The organism is Cedecea lapagei, assembly GCF_900635955.1.
GTDB classification, from domain to species: domain Bacteria; phylum Pseudomonadota; class Gammaproteobacteria; order Enterobacterales; family Enterobacteriaceae; genus Cedecea; species Cedecea lapagei.
In genome coordinates, this window is record NZ_LR134201.1 from 2,552,222 (window position 1) to 2,572,103 (window position 19,882).

A 19,882-nucleotide genomic window follows, 5' to 3' on the forward strand; every position below is an offset into this window, starting at 1 on the left:
TTAATCCGTTAATCATCGTGACCGTTATGGCTGTTTCGGTGCCAGGGCAGAAAGTTCGCGCCGTAATTCCGCGCTTAGTGCCGGGTCGAGAAGGACTTTTTCCAGCTCTTTTCGGAAAGTCTGGTTATCTAACAGATTGGCCTTGAGGTCGCGCAGTAAATTGCGCATGGCGAGCATAGCCTTAAGCTGAGGTATTTGGCGTGCGACCTGCTCCGGGGTAAAGTCATTCATATCCTGAAAGGTCAGGCTAATGTTCTCTTCGCTGCCGTCAGCGGCCAGCGTATTTTCAACGGTGAGATTTACGTTTGGAGAGTATTCGGAAAGGACACTGTTAAAGTTATTTTTGGAAATATTTACTTTATTGCGATCTGATAAAGAAGCTGTTTCTTTGCCGTTACTGAAATCACCGGTAACCAGTAATTTCAGCGGCAGCTCCGTTTTCTTACTTGCACCGCCGGTGTGTAGATCTAGTTTTAAATTAATGCGTGCCTTTGGCACTTCAGACTGGAAGCTGTCTGCCATAACGTCGTCCCTCTGTTTATCGCTGAGTGGTATTTCGGGTACTGTTTTCCTTCGCGCTAAATAATAAGGCAATAAACAAGAGTGAATCAATGAAGCAGTTCAAAAAAATGGCCAAACAAATATACCATGACTTTTCTACCATGAAATAAATATTGACATCATGAAAATGGAGAGCTCACCGAACATTGCCAAACTCGAAGCGACATTCGCAGAATAATTGCCTGGAGATGCAGGGAAACAGACCTAAAAGGCTATTTTTTTACTTTCAAATTGATACAGGTCATTGACTAGTCACAATTAACGCAAAAAAACCCAGGAGTCTCTGTCATTAAGGCCAGCACCTGCATCCCTCCACCTCTTTCACTTACAGGAAAGTTCCTAATAAAATTAGGAAATAAATATGACACAGCACCTACCACTTTTAGTAGGCGTCGTTAATGGAAAGTTTTAAAAAGAGTACGGATATAAATGAATAATCCCTAAGAAGTAGCGCACACATATTGAACGAGGATAGGAATATTCATAGGAGTTATTCACGGCGCCCATGATTTTACGTAAGGCATCCAGAGAATATATTCTTCAGCAGGGCGGTAAATATCTGGCCGGAAGAAAAAGCAGTTCGCGGCGCCTGTCCGCTGATATGTTCCGGCCATGCCCTCCCCCTTAGCCTGAGGTGGAATTCAATAGCCCTCAGGAAGAGGGCCAAAATGAAACTTAGAGGTTAAATTTTACGCGCAAGCAGCGTGGCGAAACGCAGCTTAATTCGGTTGCCTTTCTCATCCGTCTTATGCAGCTGGCCAACGTCTTCGTTGTATTTAATTAGCTCCCAGCCCTCATAGTAATTACGCAGCTCTCCTTCTTTAAAGGCGAACGGGAAACCTACTGTACACGGGAAATCCTCGGTATCCATTGCTGCCACGATCAAATTGTAGCCGCCAGGTTTTGTGCAGCGCTGCATGTTGGTAATAAGTCCGGGAATAGTGCTGCGCTCAAGGAACATCATCACCACGGTTGAGAGAATAAAATCATACTCTCCTTCAAAGCTCAGCTGGTTAAGATCCACCTGCGCGGTGACGATGTTTTTAAGCCCTTCTGACTCGATAATCTGCTTCAGTCGGGCAATGCTCATCGGATTTTTATCCCAGGCGGTGACGTCGAACCCTTTCTGATTCAGGTAGAGGCTGTTGCGCCCACCGCCGCAGCCAAGATCCAACGTTTTACCCGGTTCAATGTATTTAACGGCATTCAGCACGTCAGAGTGGGTGGCGGTTAAGCCATACTTTTCACTGTAGTAGCTTTCAGATTTCTCGGTCATAACAGGTCCTTTTTTTAGGCAGTGCGGTACGCACAATCAACTTCCCCTGCATCAGAAGAATAAGAGTGCGGGCCAGCAGCAGGCCGATAATCACATTAGTAAAAATAAATAGTGGCACCGCGATGAAGTGAAACAGTCCGTCGCCACCGCCCGCACTCAGGTGCAGCGCGGTGGTGGCCAGCGCAGAGATACCAAATGAGAAACTCCAGAAGGAGGCATTGAACGACTGTGCCATGTACCAGGGCAGAAGGCGCAGCATAAAAATCAGCTGTAGCAAGCCGTAACCAAACAGCATTTTGGCAAAAAAATCCGTAACGCCGCCGTTGACGGACAGATAAGCGCTACAGGCCACCAGCGCGGGCGCCAGCTGAATACCCAGCGACGTACGTACTGGCGTTGGCAACTCCCCGGCGCTGCGCATGCGGTGCAGTATTGCCGGTTCGAGGCTCAGCCAGGAAAAAACGCCAGCCCCAAGGAACAGGATCCCAGGATCGTGATACCCCAACGCGCCGCAGGCCATCGCACTAATAAAGTTATTCGCCACCGTCGGCAGGTATAGCCCCGGCGTCGTGGCATCCTGCGGATGAGTGCCCCGCCATAATCCGGCCGACTGCCAGGCGGCATAACCCAGCTGTGCTACGACACCAAAGCTAAACATCACCACGGCAACCGGGCGTAGATAAGGGGCTATGCCGATGGCTACGAGCAGAGTTGTCGCCGGGAATAAACTCACAAAACTGCTCATCATGGGATGGTGAATTTCCGCAATAACGCTGTGCGGATAACAAGCCAGGCGAGTAAGAAACGCGCAAACCAGCAGCAGCCAAACACCACTGGCCAAAGCCACCAGCCCTTCACCCACAAACGGTGATACCGGCCAGATTGTGGCGGCATAGCGCCACGCAAACCCCATACCGATGATGCCCAACACCATACCAAAGTAGCCTGAGGGAAGATTGATGAAGCTGTCGGCGCTCGGTTTATTCATTTAGTTTATTTTATAAAATGTATTTTAAATGCATTTTATTCGATTACGCTGCTGAACGCTACGCCGGTGAATTACCTGCTACGTTTATCCTCAGGATATGACGAGAAACCACGATGAAGAAATATCGACTAACGGCTCATTCACAGCTGCATGATTACCAGCACGACGGTGAACAGCGGCAAGTTCGGCTCTGGCAAATTGAGGCGCTTTGCGCTTTTGGCGATGTCGCCGCCGGGCAATGCGGCGGCTGGATAGAAGAAGAAGCTAACCTGAGCCAGGCGGGAAACTGCTGGCTTGATGCTGATGTCTTTGTCTGGGGAAAGGCGAGAGTCGAAGATGACGCAACTATCTGCGGCGAGTCTGAAATTTGCCATCAGGCGAGAGTAAGCGGTAACGCTCGTGTAGAGCACTCATGTATCAGCGGCGAGTGCCATATCTACGGCTCGGCTCGGGTGCTGGAGCAAAGTCAGGTTATTGCCGTGCTGGGCCTGACCGAAGATGCTGAACTGCGGCTGCAAATCTACGGCGATGCTACGGTCCGGGCTTCCCGCATCGTGCATCAGGCTCAAATATATGGCCATGCGCAGGTCAATAATGCCTTTATCGAACACCGCTCGGCTATTTTCGACAATGCCGTTATCGCAGGAAACGAAGAGAATAATGTGTGGATTTGCGACTGCGCCCAGGTGTCTGGAAACGCACGGATCATCGCGGGCAGCGGAGACAGTCAGATCCCCACGATCCGTTACTCCTCTAAGGTCTATGGCAATGCTGTCATTGAAGGTGACTGCGTGCTGAAACATCTCGTGCAGGTTTATGGCGATGCAGTACTCCTGGGTGGCCCTGTGCTGCTGGACAACAATGTGCGGGTGTACGGGCAGGCTAAAGTGATGGGCAACGTGCTCATAGAAAACAACGTGCAGGTATATGAGGAGGCATCGGTGGAGGGCTTAGGCGGCGAGCTTATTCATCTTCGGGGCATAAAGGATATCAACGGCGAGCAGAGAATCACCCGCACGCCGTTTTATGGAATCTTTTAATCCACAATGCGCCCGTAGATATTCTGATCATGGTACTCGCCGTTGAGGAATTCGGCCTGTTTCAGACAGCCTTCCAGAGCAAAGCCGTTACGCTGCGCCACGCGGTTGCTGGCGTGGTTAGTGACGATGCATTTGATAACAAACCGGCGTACGGTCCCTTCCTGCGCATACTTGCTAATGGCGGCCTCAATGACGGCGGAAATAATGCCCTTCCCCTGCATATCTTCGCTTAGCCAGTAGCCGATGTAGGCCGTTTTGTCGGTCGGGACTATCTGGTTAAAGGAAAATATGCCCGCCAGCTCGCCGCGATGGAGGATCATAAACATCTTGGCGTAACCTTTATGATGAAGCACGTAGTTCCCCTGCACCGTTTTACGCGTATCGTCCTCCGAGACAACATACTGTGGCCAGTTCATGGCTTTTTGCAGCCAGCTTTTGTTGCGCTGAACCAGCGCGAAGACAGACTCAACGAACCGCTCATTGACCGAATGAAGTTCGATTTCATCATTGACTGCAATCACTTCATCCTGCCATTCCCGATGTTGTTCCACGCGCAACTCCCATTCTTCTTAAAGGTGACAGTCATCTTATGTCACTTTCTCAGTGAAACACACGCGTTTTGATACCCCGTCAGAAGCCCAGATATAGAAATTCACTATGAAAGAGTATTTATGCAATAAGAGAAAAGAATGACGAGGCTTAATGATAAAAAACCCCGCGGCTTTTAAGCGGCGGGGCTGGAGGTTAACGCATTTCGCGGTCGTCGACGTATTTACGTTTGTCCGCCGGCGGCGGGAAATACTGGTAAAGCCAGGTTTCACTGATGGCCTTACCCTGGCAGCGCAGGAACATGCGCATCTCAACCGGATCGGTCGAGTCGTTGGTCGGATACCAGTCAAAGAGAATGCGGTAGCCGTCAAACGGTTCGACGTAGAGGATCTCAATCTGCTTCGCTTCTCCATTGGAAAGCGTAATGACCGGCTCAATGCCTTTCGGCGCAGCGGCTTTCAGATCGCCCCCGACAAAATCAATAGCAAAGCGGCGGGACCATTTTTCCGGGAAGTGCTCACCCGGAGCCCAGCCTTCCGGGAAGCTGCCCATGCCGGTACGCGTGGCGTAAACGCGGGCCAGGTCCGTCGTGATCGGTGGCAGGCCGCTCCAGTAAAGGCGGTATTTAAACTCGAACTCATCTCCGGCTTGCACCGGTTTCTCTGGCTGCCAGAAGCAGACGATATTATCGAGCGTTTCGCCGGTGGTCGGGATCTCCATCAGGCCAACGGTGCCTTTACCCCATTTATTGCGCGGCTCGACCCACAGGCTTGGACGTTTGTTATACCAGCCCATGATGTCCTGATAGCTGGCAAAATCGTGATCCAGCTGCAGCAGGCCGAAACCTTTCGGGTTTTCATCCATAAAGGCGTTGAACTGCAGCTTTTGCGGGTTATTCAGCGGGCGGCAAATCCACTCGCCGTTGCCGCGCCACATGGCCAGACGGTCGGAGTCATGAATTTGCGGGTGAATGGTGTCGCAGGTGCGGCGTTCGTTGGTGCCGCAGGCAAACATACTGGTCATCGGCGCGATGCCCAGTTGCTTAACGTCTTTGCGAGCATACAGGTGGTTGTCCACCTCCATCACGACCCGCTCAGCTTCACAGCTGATGATAAATTTGTAAGCACCGGTCACGCTTGGGCTGTCCAGCAGCGCGTAGACCACAAAGGTGGTGTCGGACGCTTTTGGCGTTTCAAACCAGAACGAGGTGAAGTCCGGGAACTCTTCCGGTGTATCGGTGAAGGTATCCACCGCGAGGCCGCGCGCGGAGAGGCCGTACTGGTAAGTGCTGTCTACGGCACGGAAGTAGCTGGCCCCGAGGAATGAGACGACGTCGCGTCGCGCCAGTTCCGGCGCTTTAAAGACTTTCAGACCTGCAAAACCAAGATCTGTCTGGCCCTCAAGCTGTCTGGTGTCTACGCCCGCATCGTTGTAGTTGAACAGCTCCGGGCGGAAGTGAATTTCACGCGCCTGGTGGGTTGCGGAATCCAGAGAGAACATTCTGACGCGGCGGCGGAACCCCATGCCTACGTGGAAGAACTGCACGTCAAGCTGGCGGTTTTCAATGTTATTCCAAAGAGAATGCCTGGCGTCATACTGGATGGCGTTGTAAGCCTGAGGCGTCAGGTTAGCAAGCGTGTTTGGCAGCGCACGCGGCGCACCTCCCCACGGTTTTTTCGACAGGTCATGGGCCATGCCCTGAAGCACCGCAAAATCGAAGGCGGTGGAATATCCGTCCGCAATACCGGATTCGGCAGCGAAGGCGCTTCGGGAAAACAGCGTGGCAAGGGTCGGCGTGCCGCAGGCAGCGGCTAGAGCCATAGAGGCCTGGATAAAACGTCTGCGATTCATGCCTGAGAAATCGTCCTTATGTGTCGATGTGTTTTGTCCCGCCCTCGGGCAGAACAGCGGCAAGAGACTGCTACCTGTACGACCGCACACTCTAGACAAAATTCGCAATGAATCCAATGGGCGGCGAAAGCGTTTGAGGGAGGAACGAAGATTTTTTTTCTGGAAACCGGATATTGCCGAAAAATGGGGAATGTTTTGGCGAAAAAAACGCTAAACATGGTGTGAAGGCTCGTCAGCCGTTACGCCAACGAGCCGCCATAAGCGTTACTTGACGCTAACGTCGATGCCAGGGAAGAACTTCTGTGCAAGCCGGGTCACGGTGCCGTCGGCCTTCACCTTATCAATCGCTGTATCCAGCTCTTTTTTGGTGACAGCGTCACCTTTACGTAAACCAAAACCTATCCCGCTGCCAAGGATAGTGTCATCGCTCACCGGCTTGCCGATAAAGCCAAATCCTTTGCCCTGCGGCGTGCTCAGGAAGCCCGCCTGGCCCGCAGCAGACATCACCAGCGATGCATCGATGCGGCCATTCAGCAAATCAGCCCAGGCCATGTTCTGGTCTTTATAAGAGACGACGTTCACGCCCTGCTTTTCCCAGTGCTCTTTGGCGTAGGTTTCCTGAATGGATCCCTGAAGCACCCCGATCGTTTTCCCTTTCAGCCCTTCCGCCGTGGCTTCCAGACCGCTGCCCTCTTTGCCAACCAGCTGAGAAGGGATCCGGTAGATGGGCTGCGTGAAATCAATGCTTTTCTGGCGCTGGGCGGTGATATTCATCGCCGAGTTAATGGCGTCGAATTTCTTTGCCGCAAGCCCCGGAATTAGCGAGTCAAACGAAGTTTCAACCCAGCTGCACTTAAGGCTGGCGGCCTGGCAAATGGCTTTGCCCAGTTCGATATCAAACCCTTCCAGCTCCCCCGCGCTGTTGCGGCTCTCAAAGGGAGGATATTCAGCTTCCAGGCCATAACGCAGCTCGCCGGCCGCCAGCGCAGAAAACGAAGAGCACAGCCCAACAAGCAAACTTAGCGCATAAACTTTTTTCATCATGATCCCTTATCAGCGTGGCTTAACCCGGCACAGCGCCTGCGCGCCCGCCCGTAATGTGGCTTCATCTTTAGCAAATGAGAGCCGGATAATGTTGTTATCGGTACCGTCGGTGTAAAACGCGGAGAGCGGAATTGTCGCCACGCCATAATCGGTGATTAAACGCTTCACCATCTCGCTGTCAGACTCCTTGCTGAAGTGCCCAAAGCGCGCCAGCAGGAAGAACGAGCCCCCGCTCGGCAACAGTTCAAACGGCGACTCGGCCAGCAGAGACTGCATTAAATCACGCTTGCGCTGATAAAACGCGGCCAGCGAGAGATAAGTTTGCGGGTCGCTCATATAGTCAGCAAAGGCATACTGCATTGGCGTATCGGCAGAGAACATCAGGAACTGATGCACCTTGCAGATTTCATCCATTAAAGCCGCCGGCGCCAGGCAGTAACCTACGCGCCAGCCGGTCACGTGGAAGGTTTTACCGAATGATGAAACAATCACGCTGCGTTCAGCGAGCTGCGGATGCGTTGCCATACCATGGTGCTTTTTACCGTCAAACACGATGTGCTCATACACTTCATCAGACAGGATCACGATATCGGTATTGCGGGTGAGCGCCGCCAGCATTTCGAGGTCATGAGCAGTGAACACCTGCCCGCTTGGGTTGTGCGGGGTGTTGACGATGATCATGCGCGTGCGCGGCGTAATGGCAGCCTGAACTTCGTCCCAGTTAATGGTGAAGTCCGGCAAGTTTAGCTTGAGGGCTACCGGCGTGGCGCCCTGAAGGCGCACTATCGGCGCGTAGCTGTCAAACGACGGCTCAAAGTAGATCACCTCGTCGCCGGGGTGCACCAGGCCGCTGATAGTGGAATAGAGGCCTTCGCTCGCGCTGGCCGTCACCAGCACCTCATCGGCGGGACTGTAGCTTGCTCCGTAAAGGCTCAGCACTTTGTCTGCGATAAGCTGCTTCAGGGAGGCCAGGCCCGTCATCGGGGCATACTGGTTATGCCCTTCCTGCATCGCCCTGGTGACCCCGGCAATCAGCTGAGGGTCGCAAGGAAAGTTGGGCGCGCCCTGGGAAAGGTTTATCGCCTGGTGCTGCGCAGAAAGCTGGCCGATCACCGTGAAAATCGTGGTTCCTACGTCCGGCAATTTTGAGCGATGTTGTACCGGGGTTTGCATGGCCATAGCTGCTCCTGAACATTGTGCGATTTGCATAACTATTCAATCCGGATGCGATTGCCACGACAATCGAATTGTTGTCATAATAGCCATGCAATAAATGCATAGCTCAGCGGAGAGCATCATGACCCGGCGTAATTTTCCCCTCAATACTCTCGATGCCTTCCTGGTCACCGCCAGGCACCTTAACCTCACCAGAGCGGCAAAAGAGCTTTGCCTGACCCAGGGCGCGGTTAGCCGCAAGATTGCAGCCCTGGAGCAGTGGCTGGGCTTTGCGCTATTTGAACGTCACGCTCGCGGGCTGCGCCTCACGCCTCAGGGCAGCGCCCTGCTGCCCGATCTGCATAGCGCTTTCAGCAGGCTGCTGGACGTTGCCGATCGTGCCTGTCATAAGCCTGAAATTATTCGCCTCAAAGCGCCCACCTGCGCCATGCGCTGGCTGGTGCCTAAACTTATCCAGCTTGAGCAGCATATGCCCGAGATCCAGGTGGCGCTGACCACTACCGTGGAGCATAGCGTCAATTTCAAAAATGAGCCGTTTGACGCGGCGATAGTGTTTGGCCAGCAGGTCAAAAATGGCACGCTGCTCTTCGAAGAGGCCCTGACGCCGGTTATCAGCCAGGGATTACTGCCGCAAAATGCGAGCGGCTGGGAGCGTTTAACCTTTTTACACCCAACGCGGGATCGCACAGACTGGTCACTGTGGCTTGCGGCGAATCCAGCGCCCTGGCAGGCCATGAACAAAAATCAGCACTTCGACACGATGGATCTGGCTATCAGCGCGGCCATTCAGGGGTTTGGGGTAGTGATAGCGGACGAAACGCTGGTAGAGGAGGATATCCGCACCGGCCGGCTGGTGCGGCCATTTGTCGGCAGCGTGAAAACCGGGGCAACTTACCGGCTGGCGGTGAAGCCTGAGGGCGAAAATACCGCCAGGCTCGAAGCATTTTGCCGGGCGTTGCTGGCGCAGGCATGAGCACTCTGCCTTTCTATACTTTTTAAGCCCGGTGTGCGAACATTTAGCCTGACAAATCAATTAACTGAGATCTAACGGATGGCGAACAAAAAGCTGGTTTATCTTGACTCGATCCGGGGACTAGCGAGCTTTGCCGTCGTTTTATCCCACCTGGCGTTACTCTATTTTCCGTTTCTGCATAATTTCAGCAACGCCCCAATTTCGGATGAACACCCTATTCAGCGCTGGATCCACAACAGCCCTTTCGCCTTTTTCTATTCCGGCACCGCAGCGGTGTATATCTTCTTTGTGATGAGCGGAATCGTCCTTAGCCTGAGCAGCGCCAAAAATAGTTATCCCTTAACGAACAATATCTTATCCCGTTACGCACGGCTAGCTATCCCGGCAATAGCCTCATGCCTGCTGGCCTATCTCATCTTTACCGTAGTGCGCGAGTTTAACCTGCAGCAGACCAGCAACTTCATTAACAATGAAACTAAAATCAGAGAACCGGGCCTGTTTAACGCGATCTATTTTGGCGCGGTAAAAGCGATAGTGAACCTCCGCGGCGCTATTCAGTACAACCCCGTCCTGTGGACGATGGCGATTGAATTTTACGGCTCTGTGCTGATCTTTATCGCCTGTAAAACACGAAAACCTCTGCTGACCATGTCGCTGCTGACCCTGCTGTTTCTGGCGATCAACCTGCATGTCTTTCTCGGCATAGCCAGCTTCCTGATTGGTATGCTTATCAAAGAGCAGATGCCACTTACCGGGAATAACAAGCTCAGTACCTTGATGATTATTGTCGGACTCTATTTCGCCGGAGCGCATATTTCCAGCAGCAGCTATATGCTGTTTACCTCAGTGTTGGGGAATAACGTTTACGAAATTCTTAATTTCATGGCCGGGATACTGATCGTCTGGGGCGTAATGCTAAACGGATATGTACAGTCCTTGCTCTCCGCAAAGCCCCTGGCCAAATTAGGAGAACTCTCTTTCCCGCTCTATTTAACTCACTGGAGCGTGATCCTGCTTTTCGCTAATTTGTTTGATCGCTTTAACTTCCATCATCCGCTGGCGGAAACACTGCTGATCGTTCTGTTCTCGGTACTGTTTTCCATCGTCTTCGTGAAGATCGATCGGCTCTCCATCCACGTTTCAGGGGTGATCAAGCGTTATTCCAGGGTGACGTGATGCTTCATGACCCTCTTAAAGAGCTGCATCCTCATACGCATAAAGCGTTTTTCCACCTTAAACTTAGCCCGCAGATGAACGCCCAGCCGCAGCGTGCGATCCCGGCCTTTGATGCTGGCGGGCCAGCTTATTGGTCCTGGCAGAGCTTTAGCGTGTTCTCCGGCGCTGCGGGCAAAGTTCACCCAGTAATCGCCGATATGGGCGGCAAATGTAAGGTCCCGCTCATTAACGTATTCGCTAGTCGGCGGGGAAAGCTGTAGCGTGTTAAAGACATACGCCACTTCGTCGCCGTGCCAGGTTCCATTGGCGTAGGTTTCACGCCCGGCCTCAGCCACATAGTCAAAATAGTAACGCCAGCACGGCTGACCGACACGCTGCTGCGCCTGCATGACGACAAAACCCAGCGTGGTAAACGCCATATCTCGGCAGACCTGTCGGCCCAGCTCGGTATCCCCCTTTACGCCGGGATACAGCAATTTAATCAGGCCAAGCCCCAAACGCTTCTCCCGACGCAGGAGCTCAACCTGCCCGGCCGGATCTATGCCGAAGTAGCTCAGCACGCTAGCCTCGTCGCTGTTGCTGCCAATCATCAGCGGCATGCGGTGTTGTCGCCCGGCAAAGAAAGTGTCCAGCATCGGCTCCGGCAGAACAATATCGCCGCTGATGGGCGTCGGGCCGATATTAAGCGGGGCTTCCAGAGCCCAAAGTTCACTGGCAGGCAGCGAGCGCAGCGCTTCGGCACTCGCATTTTCCAGCCCAAAATGTTCAGCCACAGCCACGCCACGTTTCAGAGCTTTACGGCGATCGACATCCGGCAGCGTATAGGCGCTTTGAATGATGCCTTTGTGGAAAAGCCCGCTGGCTAAGGGTGATGCCAGCAGAGAGAGCACGCTGCGCGCACCCGCTGATTCACCGAACAACGTCACGTTCGCGGCGTCTCCGCCAAAGGCGGCGATATTTTGTTGCACCCATTTCAGCGCGGCTATCTGATCGAGCAGGGCAAAGTTATGGACCGGACCTTCTGGGTTTTCGGCATCTAATGCCGGATGAGCAAAGAAGCCTAAATGACCGAGGCGATAATTTATCGTCACCAGAACCACGCCGCGAGCAGCCAGTGCTGCGCCGTCGTAGGGCGGCAGAGAGCCAGCGCCGATGGTGTAGCCGCCGCCGTGCAGCCAGACCATCACGGGAAGCGGTTTATTATCGCGTCGGGCCGGCGTCCAGATATTGAGGTAGAGGCAATCTTCCGAGAATTGTCCCGGATCGCCGCCGCCAACTGCCTTGCAGTACTCCAGGCTCTGCCAGCAGGCCGGGGCGAAGGTTTCTGCGGCGCGAACGCCCTGCCAGCTTTCAGGCGGCTGAGGCGCACGCCAGCGCAGGTTTCCGGTGGGCGGCGCGGCAAACGGAATACCGCGATAGACTAAAATACTCCCCTGCAGGACGCCGCTCAGGTGACCCTGCTCAACGTTAACAACGTGCTCCATCTGCTGTTCCTTGTGACTGACATCCCTGCAGGGTAACGCGTTTACAGCAAACCGCAACGCCGTTTACTGCGATCCTCCGCCTGTTGATAGAGGCTGAATTCGTCGGCAACCGTGCCGCCAAGCGCCTGCTCAAACTCGAGACGGCTGGAATGGCCGTGCTGCCGCTGCCCGCTATCACTGCCCAGATTCGACTGGAAAATACCTGCGGCGCTGACCGGGAGGAAATCTTCATAGACGATCGGCTGCGCAACGAGCCATCCACGCTCGATAAGCAGCTGCGGATCGTCGCCCGGTCTGATCGACAGGCGATGCATATCGCCCACAGGCGTAAGACGGTAACGAAAATAGGCCAGCCCCTGCCGACGCAGCAGCGCATCGCTGTCCGGAAAACGGCAGAACACTTCCCGCAGATGATGCTGATGGCTAAGGTTGTCGGTACCGCTGCCAGCCTCCCAGCAGCAGCTCGTCATACAGCGCGCGGCCTTTAGGTGTCAGCGCTACGCCACGCTGCTCAATTTCCCCAAAACGGGCCGTGTGCGTTCCATGATGCTCACCGGAAAACAGAATAGGTTCTTCCAGCGCCTTAAAGCTTGTCTGACGGAGCAAAATGGGCCGCTCACGCCGAGGCGGCCCCTCAATAATGGCTTTTGGCGTGATACCGCGTTCCGGCATCAGGGATTGAACGCGATCGATATCCAGCGTTCGTGGCGTGAGATGATTGATATGGCAGCCGCGGAAACAAACCACATCGGCAATCAAACGGTGCTCTTCGCTCAGGGCGCGGTAGGTTTCAGCATCTACCGTGGCGTGCTGATGCCAGCGGAAGGTTTCCAGTGCTTCAGCAACGAAGATATCAGCCTCCGCTTCGCTAAACCCTCCCTGCTGCTCATGAAGGTCGAGCATTGCCCGGCAGCGGGTGTGAAAATATCTCGTTGATCAAGTATCGCGGCCGCGCGAGCCCTGAGCGTCGGATTATCAATCAGCTCCAGACGCAGCAAAGAGGTAAAAACACGGAAGGGATTACGCGCCAGCGCATGGTCATCAATCGGGCGAAAAGCGGTAGAGTGTACCGGCACACCGGCCTGGGACAGATCGTAGTAGCCTACCGGATACATGCCCATCACCGCGAAAACCCGTTTTAATACCGCCAGCTCTTCGGCTTTACCAACGCGAATTGCGCCGTGGCGCTCAACGTTCAGCCTTGCCAGTTCATCGGCATTTTCCAGCTGAAGATGCAGCTCAGGATCGTGCTCCAGCACCGCCAGGTTTACGTCGGCCACAAGCTCTAATAAAGTGCCGTACTGCGGGACTTCTTGCTGGTACATCGCCGACATAGCTTGCGAAAATTTGTCCCGAATCTCATCAGCCGTCAGGGTGTTCGCCATGATGTCATGCCTCCAGTGGATAATGCTGAAAGCGTAGAGCCTGGTGGATCACTTATCAGGAAGAATTTCCATTTTGTGATCTGCTTTGCAGCGCATAAAAAGTAATTTTTTCAGCACATTACATAACACTGCGTTATGAAGAATGGCGATACCTCAATTATAAATTAACAAAAAATTAACTTAAATGAGCAACATCAAAATCTGCGGAACGGCTCTACTTTTCAGCACATTAGCTTCGGCCGGCGAGTAAAAAACGGCTCTGTTTTAAAACTGTTGTGCCCTTCTCCATCGCGAAATGTTAATGATATTTTGCAATCAGGTTATCAAAATTCAACTCCGACGCTTGTCAGCGAAGCCGGACTGTTTTTAACATCGGCTATGGAAAAAAATGGTCTCTTCAATCAGCGCATTCGCTTGCGCCATTTACATACTTTCGTAGCCGTCGCTCAGCAGGGAACACTGGGTCGCGCGGCTGAAACCCTTAACCTGAGCCAGCCAGCCCTCTCCAAAACCCTCAATGAGCTTGAGCAGTTGACCGGTACTCGCCTGTTCGAGCGCGGACGGCTGGGAGCACAGCTAACGCTGACCGGGGAGCAATTTCTCACCCATGCGGTAAAAGTGCTTGATGCGCTGAACCATGCCGGGCAATCCTTTGTCCGCAAAGAAGACAACCCCTCGGATGTGGTGCGAATTGGCGCACTCCCTACGGCAGCGTTGGGCATCTTACCGGCGGTAATCGGCGAGTTTCATAAGCAGCAAAGCGACGTCACGCTCCAGGTCGGCACCATGAACAATACTATGCTGCTGGCGGGGCTAAAATCCGGCGAGCTGGATTTGGGTATCGGCCGCATGTCCGATCCTGAACTGATGACCGGCCTCAACTATGAACTGCTATTTCTCGAGTCTCTCAAGCTGGTGGTGCGGCCTAATCATCCGTTGCTGCATGAAAATATTACGCTCAGCCGGGTGATGGAGTGGCCAGCCGTTGTCTCCCCTCTGGGCACGGTGCCGCGCGACAACGCAGAATCCTTGCTGGCCTCACAGGGCTGCAAGCTGCCCGCAACCTGCATAGAGACGCTTTCAGCCTCTCTGTCGCGCCAGCTAACCGTTGAGTATAACTATGTCTGGTTTGTGCCGTCCGGTGCAGTGAAGGATGATTTGCGTCACGGGACGCTTACCGCCCTTCCCATCCAGATACCGGGGGTCGGAGAGCCTATCGGTATCCTGACGCGAGTGGACACACAGCTCTCAACGGCCGCTCAAATTCTGCTCTCTTCGATTCGAAAGTCGATGCCATCTTAAGAGTGCTGGCCGCGTTTAATGCGGCCAATACTTAACGACTGCGTTTAGCGTGTTTTTCCCACGTCTCCAGCCGGGCCTGTTCTGACTTTTTCAATGCGACATAACACGCGCCGCTGCCGCCATGGTGCGGCATGGCCACGCAAAAAGCCTGGACCTCATCAAACTCAGCCAGCCAGCGGGCGAGGAAACTGCGCACGACGTTGGCATGAGACTTGTCTTCACGCCCTTTGCCGTGAACGATCAGCAGATTGCGCAGGCCATCCTGCTTTGCCTGTTTGATGTAAGAGAAGAGCATTTGTCGGCAGCGCTCAACGGGCTGGCGAATCAGATTAAGGCTGGCCTGCTGGCTGTACTTTCCAAGCCTTAGCTTGTCCAGGACGCCGTTCTGCAGGCCCTCACGCTTATACTCGAGTGGCGTGTGGAGGGGAATAATTTCCAGAAAATCTGTGGTGAGAAAGTTGTCCAGCAGGGCGGTATCCGGCTTCGGGGCAACCGGCGCTTTCTGAGGTTTGAGCCACTGGCTATCTGCGCAGTTCTTCAGCGGTTTGACATCCTCCATGGCGTCAAGAAACAGCGATTTGTCGTCAAGGTTCATGGTCAATCCTCCTGAGTTATCTGCGGCTACTATAACCTTGCCCAGCCCCGTGCTCAACGGGGATAGCGCCTGACTTATTTGTCGGTAAAGCGCATTATTGAGGTCATTTTTTAAAAATAATTACTTTGCATTTACGTTAAAGAAACGTAAAGCAAGGCACCACAATAGAAATTATTATCATCTTCCGGCGGAAATAATCACCGCGGTAATCAGACTGCCCTGTTCAGACTATTTTGGGTAAACCGTGAGTAGCGGATTATCGATTGCTCCATTCATTCAAGCTTTATTTTCATCGACACATTTACGTCGACATATTACCCGCTGTGTTAATCCTTTTGGGGGCTGGCTGGCATCGTTCAAGGCATGATATCTTTTCGACCTGCGAGGGGACAGGCAGCTGCCTTAGCCGATGATAAATACGGAGTAATACCGTGCTGACAATACTGGAAGACAAAATTGATACCCCGGTCGGGCCGCTGTGGATCCTGTGCGACGAACAGTTCAGGCTAAGGGCCGTGGAGTGGGAAGAACACAGCGACCGCATGGAGCAACTGCTAAATATTCACTACGGTGCTCAAGGTTTTCAACGCGTTAGTAGCAGCAACCCCGGCGGGCTGAGTGACAGGCTGCGCGATTACTTTGCGGGCGATCTGGCGATCATTGATACCCTGCCTACGGCTACCGCTGGCACGGAATTCCAGCGCCAGGTCTGGCAGGCGCTGCGGGAGATTCCCTGCGGGCAAGTGATGCATTACGGGCAGCTCGCGGAGCAGCTTGGCCGCGCCGGAGCAGCACGCGCCGTGGGCGCCGCTAACGGCTCAAACCCGGTCAGCATTGTGGTGCCTTGCCATCGCGTCATCGGCCGCAATGGCACCATGACCGGCTACGCAGGAGGTGTGGCGCGAAAAGAGTGGCTACTGCGTCATGAGGGCTATTTATTACTGTAGAAGGTGCCAAAAGTGCGGCTATTTATTCCAAAATACAGTAGCTGCACTTTAATGTTTTAGTGAATTCAATAAGATGACGTCCCCATTTTAGCCCCCTACCTTTATTATTGTCCGAATAGCGTTTCGCCAGACTTACCTGATCGCAAAAAAGATGTTAAAATTGACCAATATCAATTACGGTCCGAGCATATCTATGATCCCTGAAAAGCGTATTATTCGACGAATTCAGTCTGGCGGCTGTGCTATCCATTGCCAGGACTGCAGCATTAGCCAATTATGCATCCCCTTCACGCTTAATGAGCATGAACTCGATCAGCTTGATAATATCATCGAGCGTAAAAAGCCGATTCAAAAAGGACAAACCCTGTTCAAAGCAGGCGATGAACTGAAATCGCTTTACGCTATCCGCTCCGGCACCATCAAAAGCTATACCATTACCGAGCAAGGCGATGAGCAAATCACCGGTTTCCACCTGGCGGGAGATCTGGTCGGCTTTGACGCCATTGGCACCGGCCACCATCCGAGCTTCGCTCAGGCGCTGGAAACGTCTATGGTCTGCGAAATTCCCTTCGAAACGCTCGACGATCTGTCAGGTAAAATGCCAAGCCTGCGTCAGCAGATGATGCGCCTGATGAGTGGCGAGATCAAAGGCGACCAGGACATGATTTTACTGCTGTCGAAAAAGAATGCCGAAGAGCGCCTGGCGGCGTTTATCTACAATCTTTCTCGCCGCTTCGCACAGCGTGGCTTCTCACCGCGTGAGTTCCGCCTGACCATGACCCGCGGCGATATCGGTAACTACCTTGGCCTGACGGTAGAAACCATCAGCCGTCTGCTGGGCCGCTTCCAGAAAAGCGGTATGCTGGCGGTTAAAGGCAAGTACATCACCATCGAGAACATCGACCTGCTGTCAGATCTGGCGGGGCAGTCGCGTAACGTTGCCTGATCGACGTCTCCTTTGCCGGATCGGCTTTTATCCTTTTTATTGATCCGGCATGGGCTCTTCACCTGTTTCATTCCTTTCTTATGGGTTAATCTTACTTCACAGACTGTGGTTAAGCAGTTGTAAGGAGACCTGTATGGCAAACTACCAAAACATGCTTGTCGCAATTGACCCCAACCAGGACGATCAACCCGCCCTGCGGCGCGCTGTTTATTTGCATCAACGGATTGGCGGCAGAATCAAAGCCTTCCTGCCCATCTATGACTTTTCCTACGAAATGACCACGCTCCTGTCGCCTGATGAACGTACCGCTATGCGTAAAGGCGTTATCAGCCAGCGCACGGCCTGGATAAAAGAGCAGGCGCACTACTACATCGACGCTGGTATTCCTATTGATATCAAAGTGGTGTGGCATAACCGCCCGTTTGAAGCCATTATTCAGGAGGTGATCGCCGGCGGACACGACCTGCTGCTAAAAATGGCCCACCAGCACGACAAGCTGGAGGCGGTTATCTTTACGCCAACTGACTGGCATCTGCTGCGCAAATGCCCCTGCCCGGTCTGGATGGTAAAAGACCAGCCGTGGCCTGAAGGCGGCAAAGCCTTAGTGGCGGTCAACCTCGCCAGCGAAGAGGTTTACCACAACGCGTTGAACGAAAAGCTGGTGCGGGAGACGCTGAAGCTTGCTGACGATGTTAACCATACCGAAGTCCATCTGATAGGCGCCTACCCGGTAACGCCCATCAATATAGCCATCGAACTCCCTGATTTTGACCCAAGCGTCTACAACGACGCGATCCGTGGTCAGCACCTTGTCGCCATGAAGGCGCTGCGCCAGAAATACTCGATTGATGAGAAGATGACCCACGTCGAGAAAGGCCTGCCTGAAGAGGTGATCCCTGATATGGCGGAGCATCTGCAGGCCGGGATTGTGGTGCTCGGTACCGTGGGCCGCACCGGGCTTTCTGCAGCGTTTCTGGGGAATACCGCCGAGCAGGTCATCGACCATCTGCGCTGTGATTTGCTGGTAATTAAGCCCGATGACTACCAGACGCCGGTCGAAATAGACGATCCTGAAGACGACTGAGCCGCCTTACGCCCCAACAAAAATCCCGCTGATATCAGGCGGGATTTTTATTTACATTCCAAAAAAAGCCGCCCTTTCGGACGGCTTCCACCGCAATACTGCTGACGCTTACAGCGCTTTCAGAATCGCTTCAACGCTTGCCTTGGCATCGCCAAACAGCATCTGAGTGTTCTCTTTGAAGAACAGCGGGTTCTGCACGCCAGCGTAGCCGGTGTTCATCGAGCGCTTAAACACAATGACGTTCTGCGCTTTCCACACTTCCAGCACAGGCATACCGGCGATGGGGCTGCGCGGATCGTCCTGTGCTGCCGGGTTAACGGTGTCGTTAGCCCCGATCACCAGTACGGTGTCGGTATCAGCGAAGTCGTCGTTGATTTCGTCCATTTCCAGCACGACATCATACGGAACGCGGGCTTCTGCCAGCAGTACGTTCATGTGGCCCGGCAGACGACCGGCAACGGGGTGAATACCAAAGCGAACCTTGATCCCACGCGCGCGCAGTTTCTCGGTAATTTCCGCTACCGGATACTGCGCCTGAGCCACCGCCATCCCGTACCCCGGGGTGATGATCACCGACGTAGAGTTTTTCAGCATCTCGGCGGTTTCTTCCGCGCTGATTTCACGGTGTTCACCGGCCTCTTCCGTTTCACCGGTAGAGGAGCCGTCGGTACCAAAACCACCGGCAATAACGCTGATAAACGAGCGGTTCATCGCCTTACACATGATGTAAGAGAGGATGGCACCGGAAGAGCCCACCAGCGCACCGGTAACGATAAGCAGGTCATTGCTGAGCATAAAGCCCGCAGCCGCTGCAGCCCAACCGGAGTAGGAGTTAAGCATCGACACCACAACCGGCATGTCTGCCCCACCGATGGACGCCACCAGATGCCAGCCAAACGCCAGCGCAATAACCGTCATAACCAGCACGGCCAGCACCTGCATGCCGACGCTTTCGGTACGCACAAACACCAGCAACAGCGCGAAGGAAACCACCAGCGCCGCAAGATTAAGCTTATGGCGGTTTGGCAGCATCAGCGGTTTAGACGAAATTTTACCGCGCAGTTTGCCGAAGGCGACAATAGAGCCGGTAAAGGTGACGGCCCCAATAAAGATCCCGATGAAGACTTCCGTTAAGTGGATATTCTCCATAATCGGCTCAAGACCTGGGCCGTGATCCAGGTAGCTGTTAAAGCCAACCAGCACCGCCGCCAGGCCTACAAAGCTATGCAGTACCGCCACCAGCTCCGGCATTTCGGTCATTTCGACCTTTTTCGCCAGGTGAATACCAATCGCGCCGCCAATCACCATGGCGATAATGATCCAAACCACGTTGCCGGTTTCCGGGCCAAAAATGGTCGCCACCAGCGCAATGGCCATCCCGGCGATACCAAACAGGTTACCCTGCTTTGAGGTTTCGTGTTTGGACAGGCCAGCCAGGCTAAAAATAAACAGGATCGCGGCAACAATGTATGCAGCTGTAACTAATCCTCCAGACATGTGTTACC

At 53.6% G+C, this 19,882-nt stretch carries 18 protein-coding genes and 1 pseudogene; 7 read left to right on the plus strand and 12 right to left on the minus strand.

From position 1 onward, the window contains the following. Positions 1 to 24: 24 nt before the first annotated feature. The 3 genes from tssB to tehA all read right to left on the minus strand — a co-directional run bounded on the left by tssB (position 25) and on the right by tehA (position 2,825). Positions 25 to 522 (minus strand): type VI secretion system contractile sheath small subunit, encoded by a 498-nt coding sequence (gene tssB / locus EL098_RS12310; protein ID WP_126356474.1) that lies wholly within the window; start codon positions 520 to 522, stop codon positions 25 to 27. 721 nt (positions 523 to 1,243) lie between these two features. After that, positions 1,244 to 1,837, minus strand: a complete 594-nt coding sequence (gene tehB / locus EL098_RS12315; RefSeq protein WP_126356475.1) for a tellurite resistance methyltransferase TehB — start codon at positions 1,835 to 1,837, stop codon at positions 1,244 to 1,246. After that, positions 1,821 to 2,825, minus strand: coding sequence for a dicarboxylate transporter/tellurite-resistance protein TehA (gene tehA / locus EL098_RS12320; protein WP_126356476.1), 1,005 nt, complete (start codon positions 2,823 to 2,825; stop codon positions 1,821 to 1,823). The genes tehB and tehA overlap by 17 nt, the downstream gene beginning before the upstream one ends. Positions 2,826 to 2,938: 113 nt before the next feature. Between tehA and ydcK the strand changes: the two genes are divergently transcribed. Then, positions 2,939 to 3,865, plus strand: coding sequence for a YdcK family protein (ydcK, locus tag EL098_RS12325; RefSeq protein WP_167469949.1), 927 nt, complete (start codon positions 2,939 to 2,941; stop codon positions 3,863 to 3,865). Here the strand turns inward: ydcK and rimL are convergent. From rimL to EL098_RS12345, 4 genes are all read right to left on the minus strand, one after another. Then, positions 3,862 to 4,416, minus strand: coding sequence for a 50S ribosomal protein L7/L12-serine acetyltransferase (gene rimL / locus EL098_RS12330; protein ID WP_126356477.1), 555 nt, complete (start codon positions 4,414 to 4,416; stop codon positions 3,862 to 3,864). The two genes, ydcK and rimL, sit on opposite strands and share 4 nt — an antisense overlap. Positions 4,417 to 4,609: 193 nt before the next feature. After that, complete coding sequence (locus tag EL098_RS12335; protein WP_126356478.1) at positions 4,610 to 6,265, minus strand: glucan biosynthesis protein D; 1,656 nt, start codon at positions 6,263 to 6,265, stop codon at positions 4,610 to 4,612. A gap of 264 nt (positions 6,266 to 6,529) precedes the next feature. Beyond that, entirely contained in the window at positions 6,530 to 7,306 is a 777-nt protein-coding gene (locus EL098_RS12340; protein ID WP_126358436.1) for a transporter substrate-binding domain-containing protein, read from the minus strand. Between the two features lie 12 nt (positions 7,307 to 7,318). Continuing rightward, positions 7,319 to 8,488 carry a pyridoxal phosphate-dependent aminotransferase gene (locus tag EL098_RS12345; protein WP_126356479.1) on the minus strand — a complete coding sequence of 390 codons (1,170 nt, stop codon included), beginning with the start codon at positions 8,486 to 8,488 and terminating at the stop codon, positions 7,319 to 7,321. Positions 8,489 to 8,606: 118 nt separating this feature from the next. On the opposite strand from EL098_RS12345, the gene EL098_RS12350 reads away from it, so the two are divergent. Together EL098_RS12350 and EL098_RS12355 are read left to right on the plus strand one after the other, a co-directional pair. After that, positions 8,607 to 9,458 carry a LysR family transcriptional regulator gene (locus EL098_RS12350; protein WP_126356480.1) on the plus strand — a complete coding sequence of 284 codons (852 nt, stop codon included), beginning with the start codon at positions 8,607 to 8,609 and terminating at the stop codon, positions 9,456 to 9,458. 78 nt (positions 9,459 to 9,536) lie between these two features. Beyond that, the gene (locus EL098_RS12355; protein ID WP_126356481.1) at positions 9,537 to 10,634 is read left to right on the plus strand and encodes an acyltransferase family protein; all 1,098 of its coding nucleotides are present in this window, start codon (positions 9,537 to 9,539) and stop codon (positions 10,632 to 10,634) included. Here the strand turns inward: EL098_RS12355 and EL098_RS12360 are convergent. The 3 genes and pseudogenes from EL098_RS12360 to hglS form a co-directional block, all read right to left on the minus strand. Then, positions 10,616 to 12,118, minus strand: coding sequence for a carboxylesterase/lipase family protein (locus EL098_RS12360; RefSeq protein ID WP_126356482.1), 1,503 nt, complete (start codon positions 12,116 to 12,118; stop codon positions 10,616 to 10,618). The two genes, EL098_RS12355 and EL098_RS12360, sit on opposite strands and share 19 nt — an antisense overlap. A gap of 41 nt (positions 12,119 to 12,159) precedes the next feature. Next, positions 12,160 to 12,588: a 2-oxoadipate dioxygenase/decarboxylase family protein gene (locus EL098_RS23820; protein WP_408609079.1), complete on the minus strand. Its 429-nt coding sequence runs from the start codon at positions 12,586 to 12,588 to the stop codon at positions 12,160 to 12,162. After that, positions 12,542 to 13,503 (minus strand): annotated as a pseudogene (gene hglS, locus EL098_RS12365) (2-oxoadipate dioxygenase/decarboxylase HglS). Before hglS ends, EL098_RS23820 begins: the two are co-directional and overlap by 47 nt. A gap of 378 nt (positions 13,504 to 13,881) precedes the next feature. Here hglS and EL098_RS12370 point away from each other — a divergent pair. Next, on the plus strand, positions 13,882 to 14,805 hold the full coding sequence (locus EL098_RS12370) for a LysR substrate-binding domain-containing protein (RefSeq protein WP_126356483.1): 924 nt from the start codon (positions 13,882 to 13,884) through the stop codon (positions 14,803 to 14,805). Positions 14,806 to 14,836: 31 nt separating this feature from the next. Here EL098_RS12370 and smrA read toward each other — a convergent pair whose 3' ends face one another. Further along, positions 14,837 to 15,400 (minus strand): DNA endonuclease SmrA, encoded by a 564-nt coding sequence (gene smrA / locus EL098_RS12375; protein ID WP_126356484.1) that lies wholly within the window; start codon positions 15,398 to 15,400, stop codon positions 14,837 to 14,839. A gap of 431 nt (positions 15,401 to 15,831) precedes the next feature. Between smrA and ogt the strand changes: the two genes are divergently transcribed. The 3 genes from ogt to uspE all read left to right on the plus strand — a co-directional run bounded on the left by ogt (position 15,832) and on the right by uspE (position 18,377). Then, positions 15,832 to 16,347: a methylated-DNA--[protein]-cysteine S-methyltransferase gene (ogt, locus tag EL098_RS12380; protein WP_126356485.1), complete on the plus strand. Its 516-nt coding sequence runs from the start codon at positions 15,832 to 15,834 to the stop codon at positions 16,345 to 16,347. A 193-nt stretch (positions 16,348 to 16,540) separates the two neighbouring features. After that, positions 16,541 to 17,293, plus strand: a complete 753-nt coding sequence (fnr, locus tag EL098_RS12385) for a fumarate/nitrate reduction transcriptional regulator Fnr (protein ID WP_038482703.1) — start codon at positions 16,541 to 16,543, stop codon at positions 17,291 to 17,293. A 133-nt stretch (positions 17,294 to 17,426) separates the two neighbouring features. Beyond that, positions 17,427 to 18,377 (plus strand): universal stress protein UspE, encoded by a 951-nt coding sequence (gene uspE / locus EL098_RS12390; RefSeq protein WP_126356486.1) that lies wholly within the window; start codon positions 17,427 to 17,429, stop codon positions 18,375 to 18,377. A 108-nt stretch (positions 18,378 to 18,485) separates the two neighbouring features. Here the strand turns inward: uspE and pntB are convergent, their stop codons facing one another. Continuing rightward, entirely contained in the window at positions 18,486 to 19,874 is a 1,389-nt protein-coding gene (pntB, locus tag EL098_RS12395; RefSeq protein ID WP_126356487.1) for a Re/Si-specific NAD(P)(+) transhydrogenase subunit beta, read from the minus strand. Positions 19,875 to 19,882 lie beyond the last annotated feature (8 nt).

Bases quoted from the DNA above. Each gene is read 5' to 3' on its own strand.
- tssB (WP_126356474.1), bottom strand. From the start codon at position 522: ATGGCAGACAGCTTCCAGTCTGAAGTGCCAAAGGCACGCATTAATTTA.
- tehB (WP_126356475.1), bottom strand. From the start codon at position 1,837: ATGACCGAGAAATCTGAAAGCTACTACAGTGAAAAGTATGGCTTAACC.
- tehA (WP_126356476.1), bottom strand. From the start codon at position 2,825: ATGAATAAACCGAGCGCCGACAGCTTCATCAATCTTCCCTCAGGCTAC.
- ydcK (WP_167469949.1), top strand. From the start codon at position 2,939: ATGAAGAAATATCGACTAACGGCTCATTCACAGCTGCATGATTACCAG.
- EL098_RS12335 (WP_126356478.1), bottom strand. From the start codon at position 6,265: ATGAATCGCAGACGTTTTATCCAGGCCTCTATGGCTCTAGCCGCTGCC.
- EL098_RS12340 (WP_126358436.1), bottom strand. From the start codon at position 7,306: ATGAAAAAAGTTTATGCGCTAAGTTTGCTTGTTGGGCTGTGCTCTTCG.
- EL098_RS12345 (WP_126356479.1), bottom strand. From the start codon at position 8,488: ATGGCCATGCAAACCCCGGTACAACATCGCTCAAAATTGCCGGACGTA.
- EL098_RS12350 (WP_126356480.1), top strand. From the start codon at position 8,607: ATGACCCGGCGTAATTTTCCCCTCAATACTCTCGATGCCTTCCTGGTC.
- EL098_RS12355 (WP_126356481.1), top strand. From the start codon at position 9,537: ATGGCGAACAAAAAGCTGGTTTATCTTGACTCGATCCGGGGACTAGCG.
- EL098_RS12360 (WP_126356482.1), bottom strand. From the start codon at position 12,118: ATGGAGCACGTTGTTAACGTTGAGCAGGGTCACCTGAGCGGCGTCCTG.
- EL098_RS23820 (WP_408609079.1), bottom strand. From the start codon at position 12,588: ATGACGAGCTGCTGCTGGGAGGCTGGCAGCGGTACCGACAACCTTAGC.
- EL098_RS12370 (WP_126356483.1), top strand. From the start codon at position 13,882: ATGGAAAAAAATGGTCTCTTCAATCAGCGCATTCGCTTGCGCCATTTA.
- smrA (WP_126356484.1), bottom strand. From the start codon at position 15,400: ATGAACCTTGACGACAAATCGCTGTTTCTTGACGCCATGGAGGATGTC.
- fnr (WP_038482703.1), top strand. From the start codon at position 16,541: ATGATCCCTGAAAAGCGTATTATTCGACGAATTCAGTCTGGCGGCTGT.
- uspE (WP_126356486.1), top strand. From the start codon at position 17,427: ATGGCAAACTACCAAAACATGCTTGTCGCAATTGACCCCAACCAGGAC.
- pntB (WP_126356487.1), bottom strand. From the start codon at position 19,874: ATGTCTGGAGGATTAGTTACAGCTGCATACATTGTTGCCGCGATCCTG.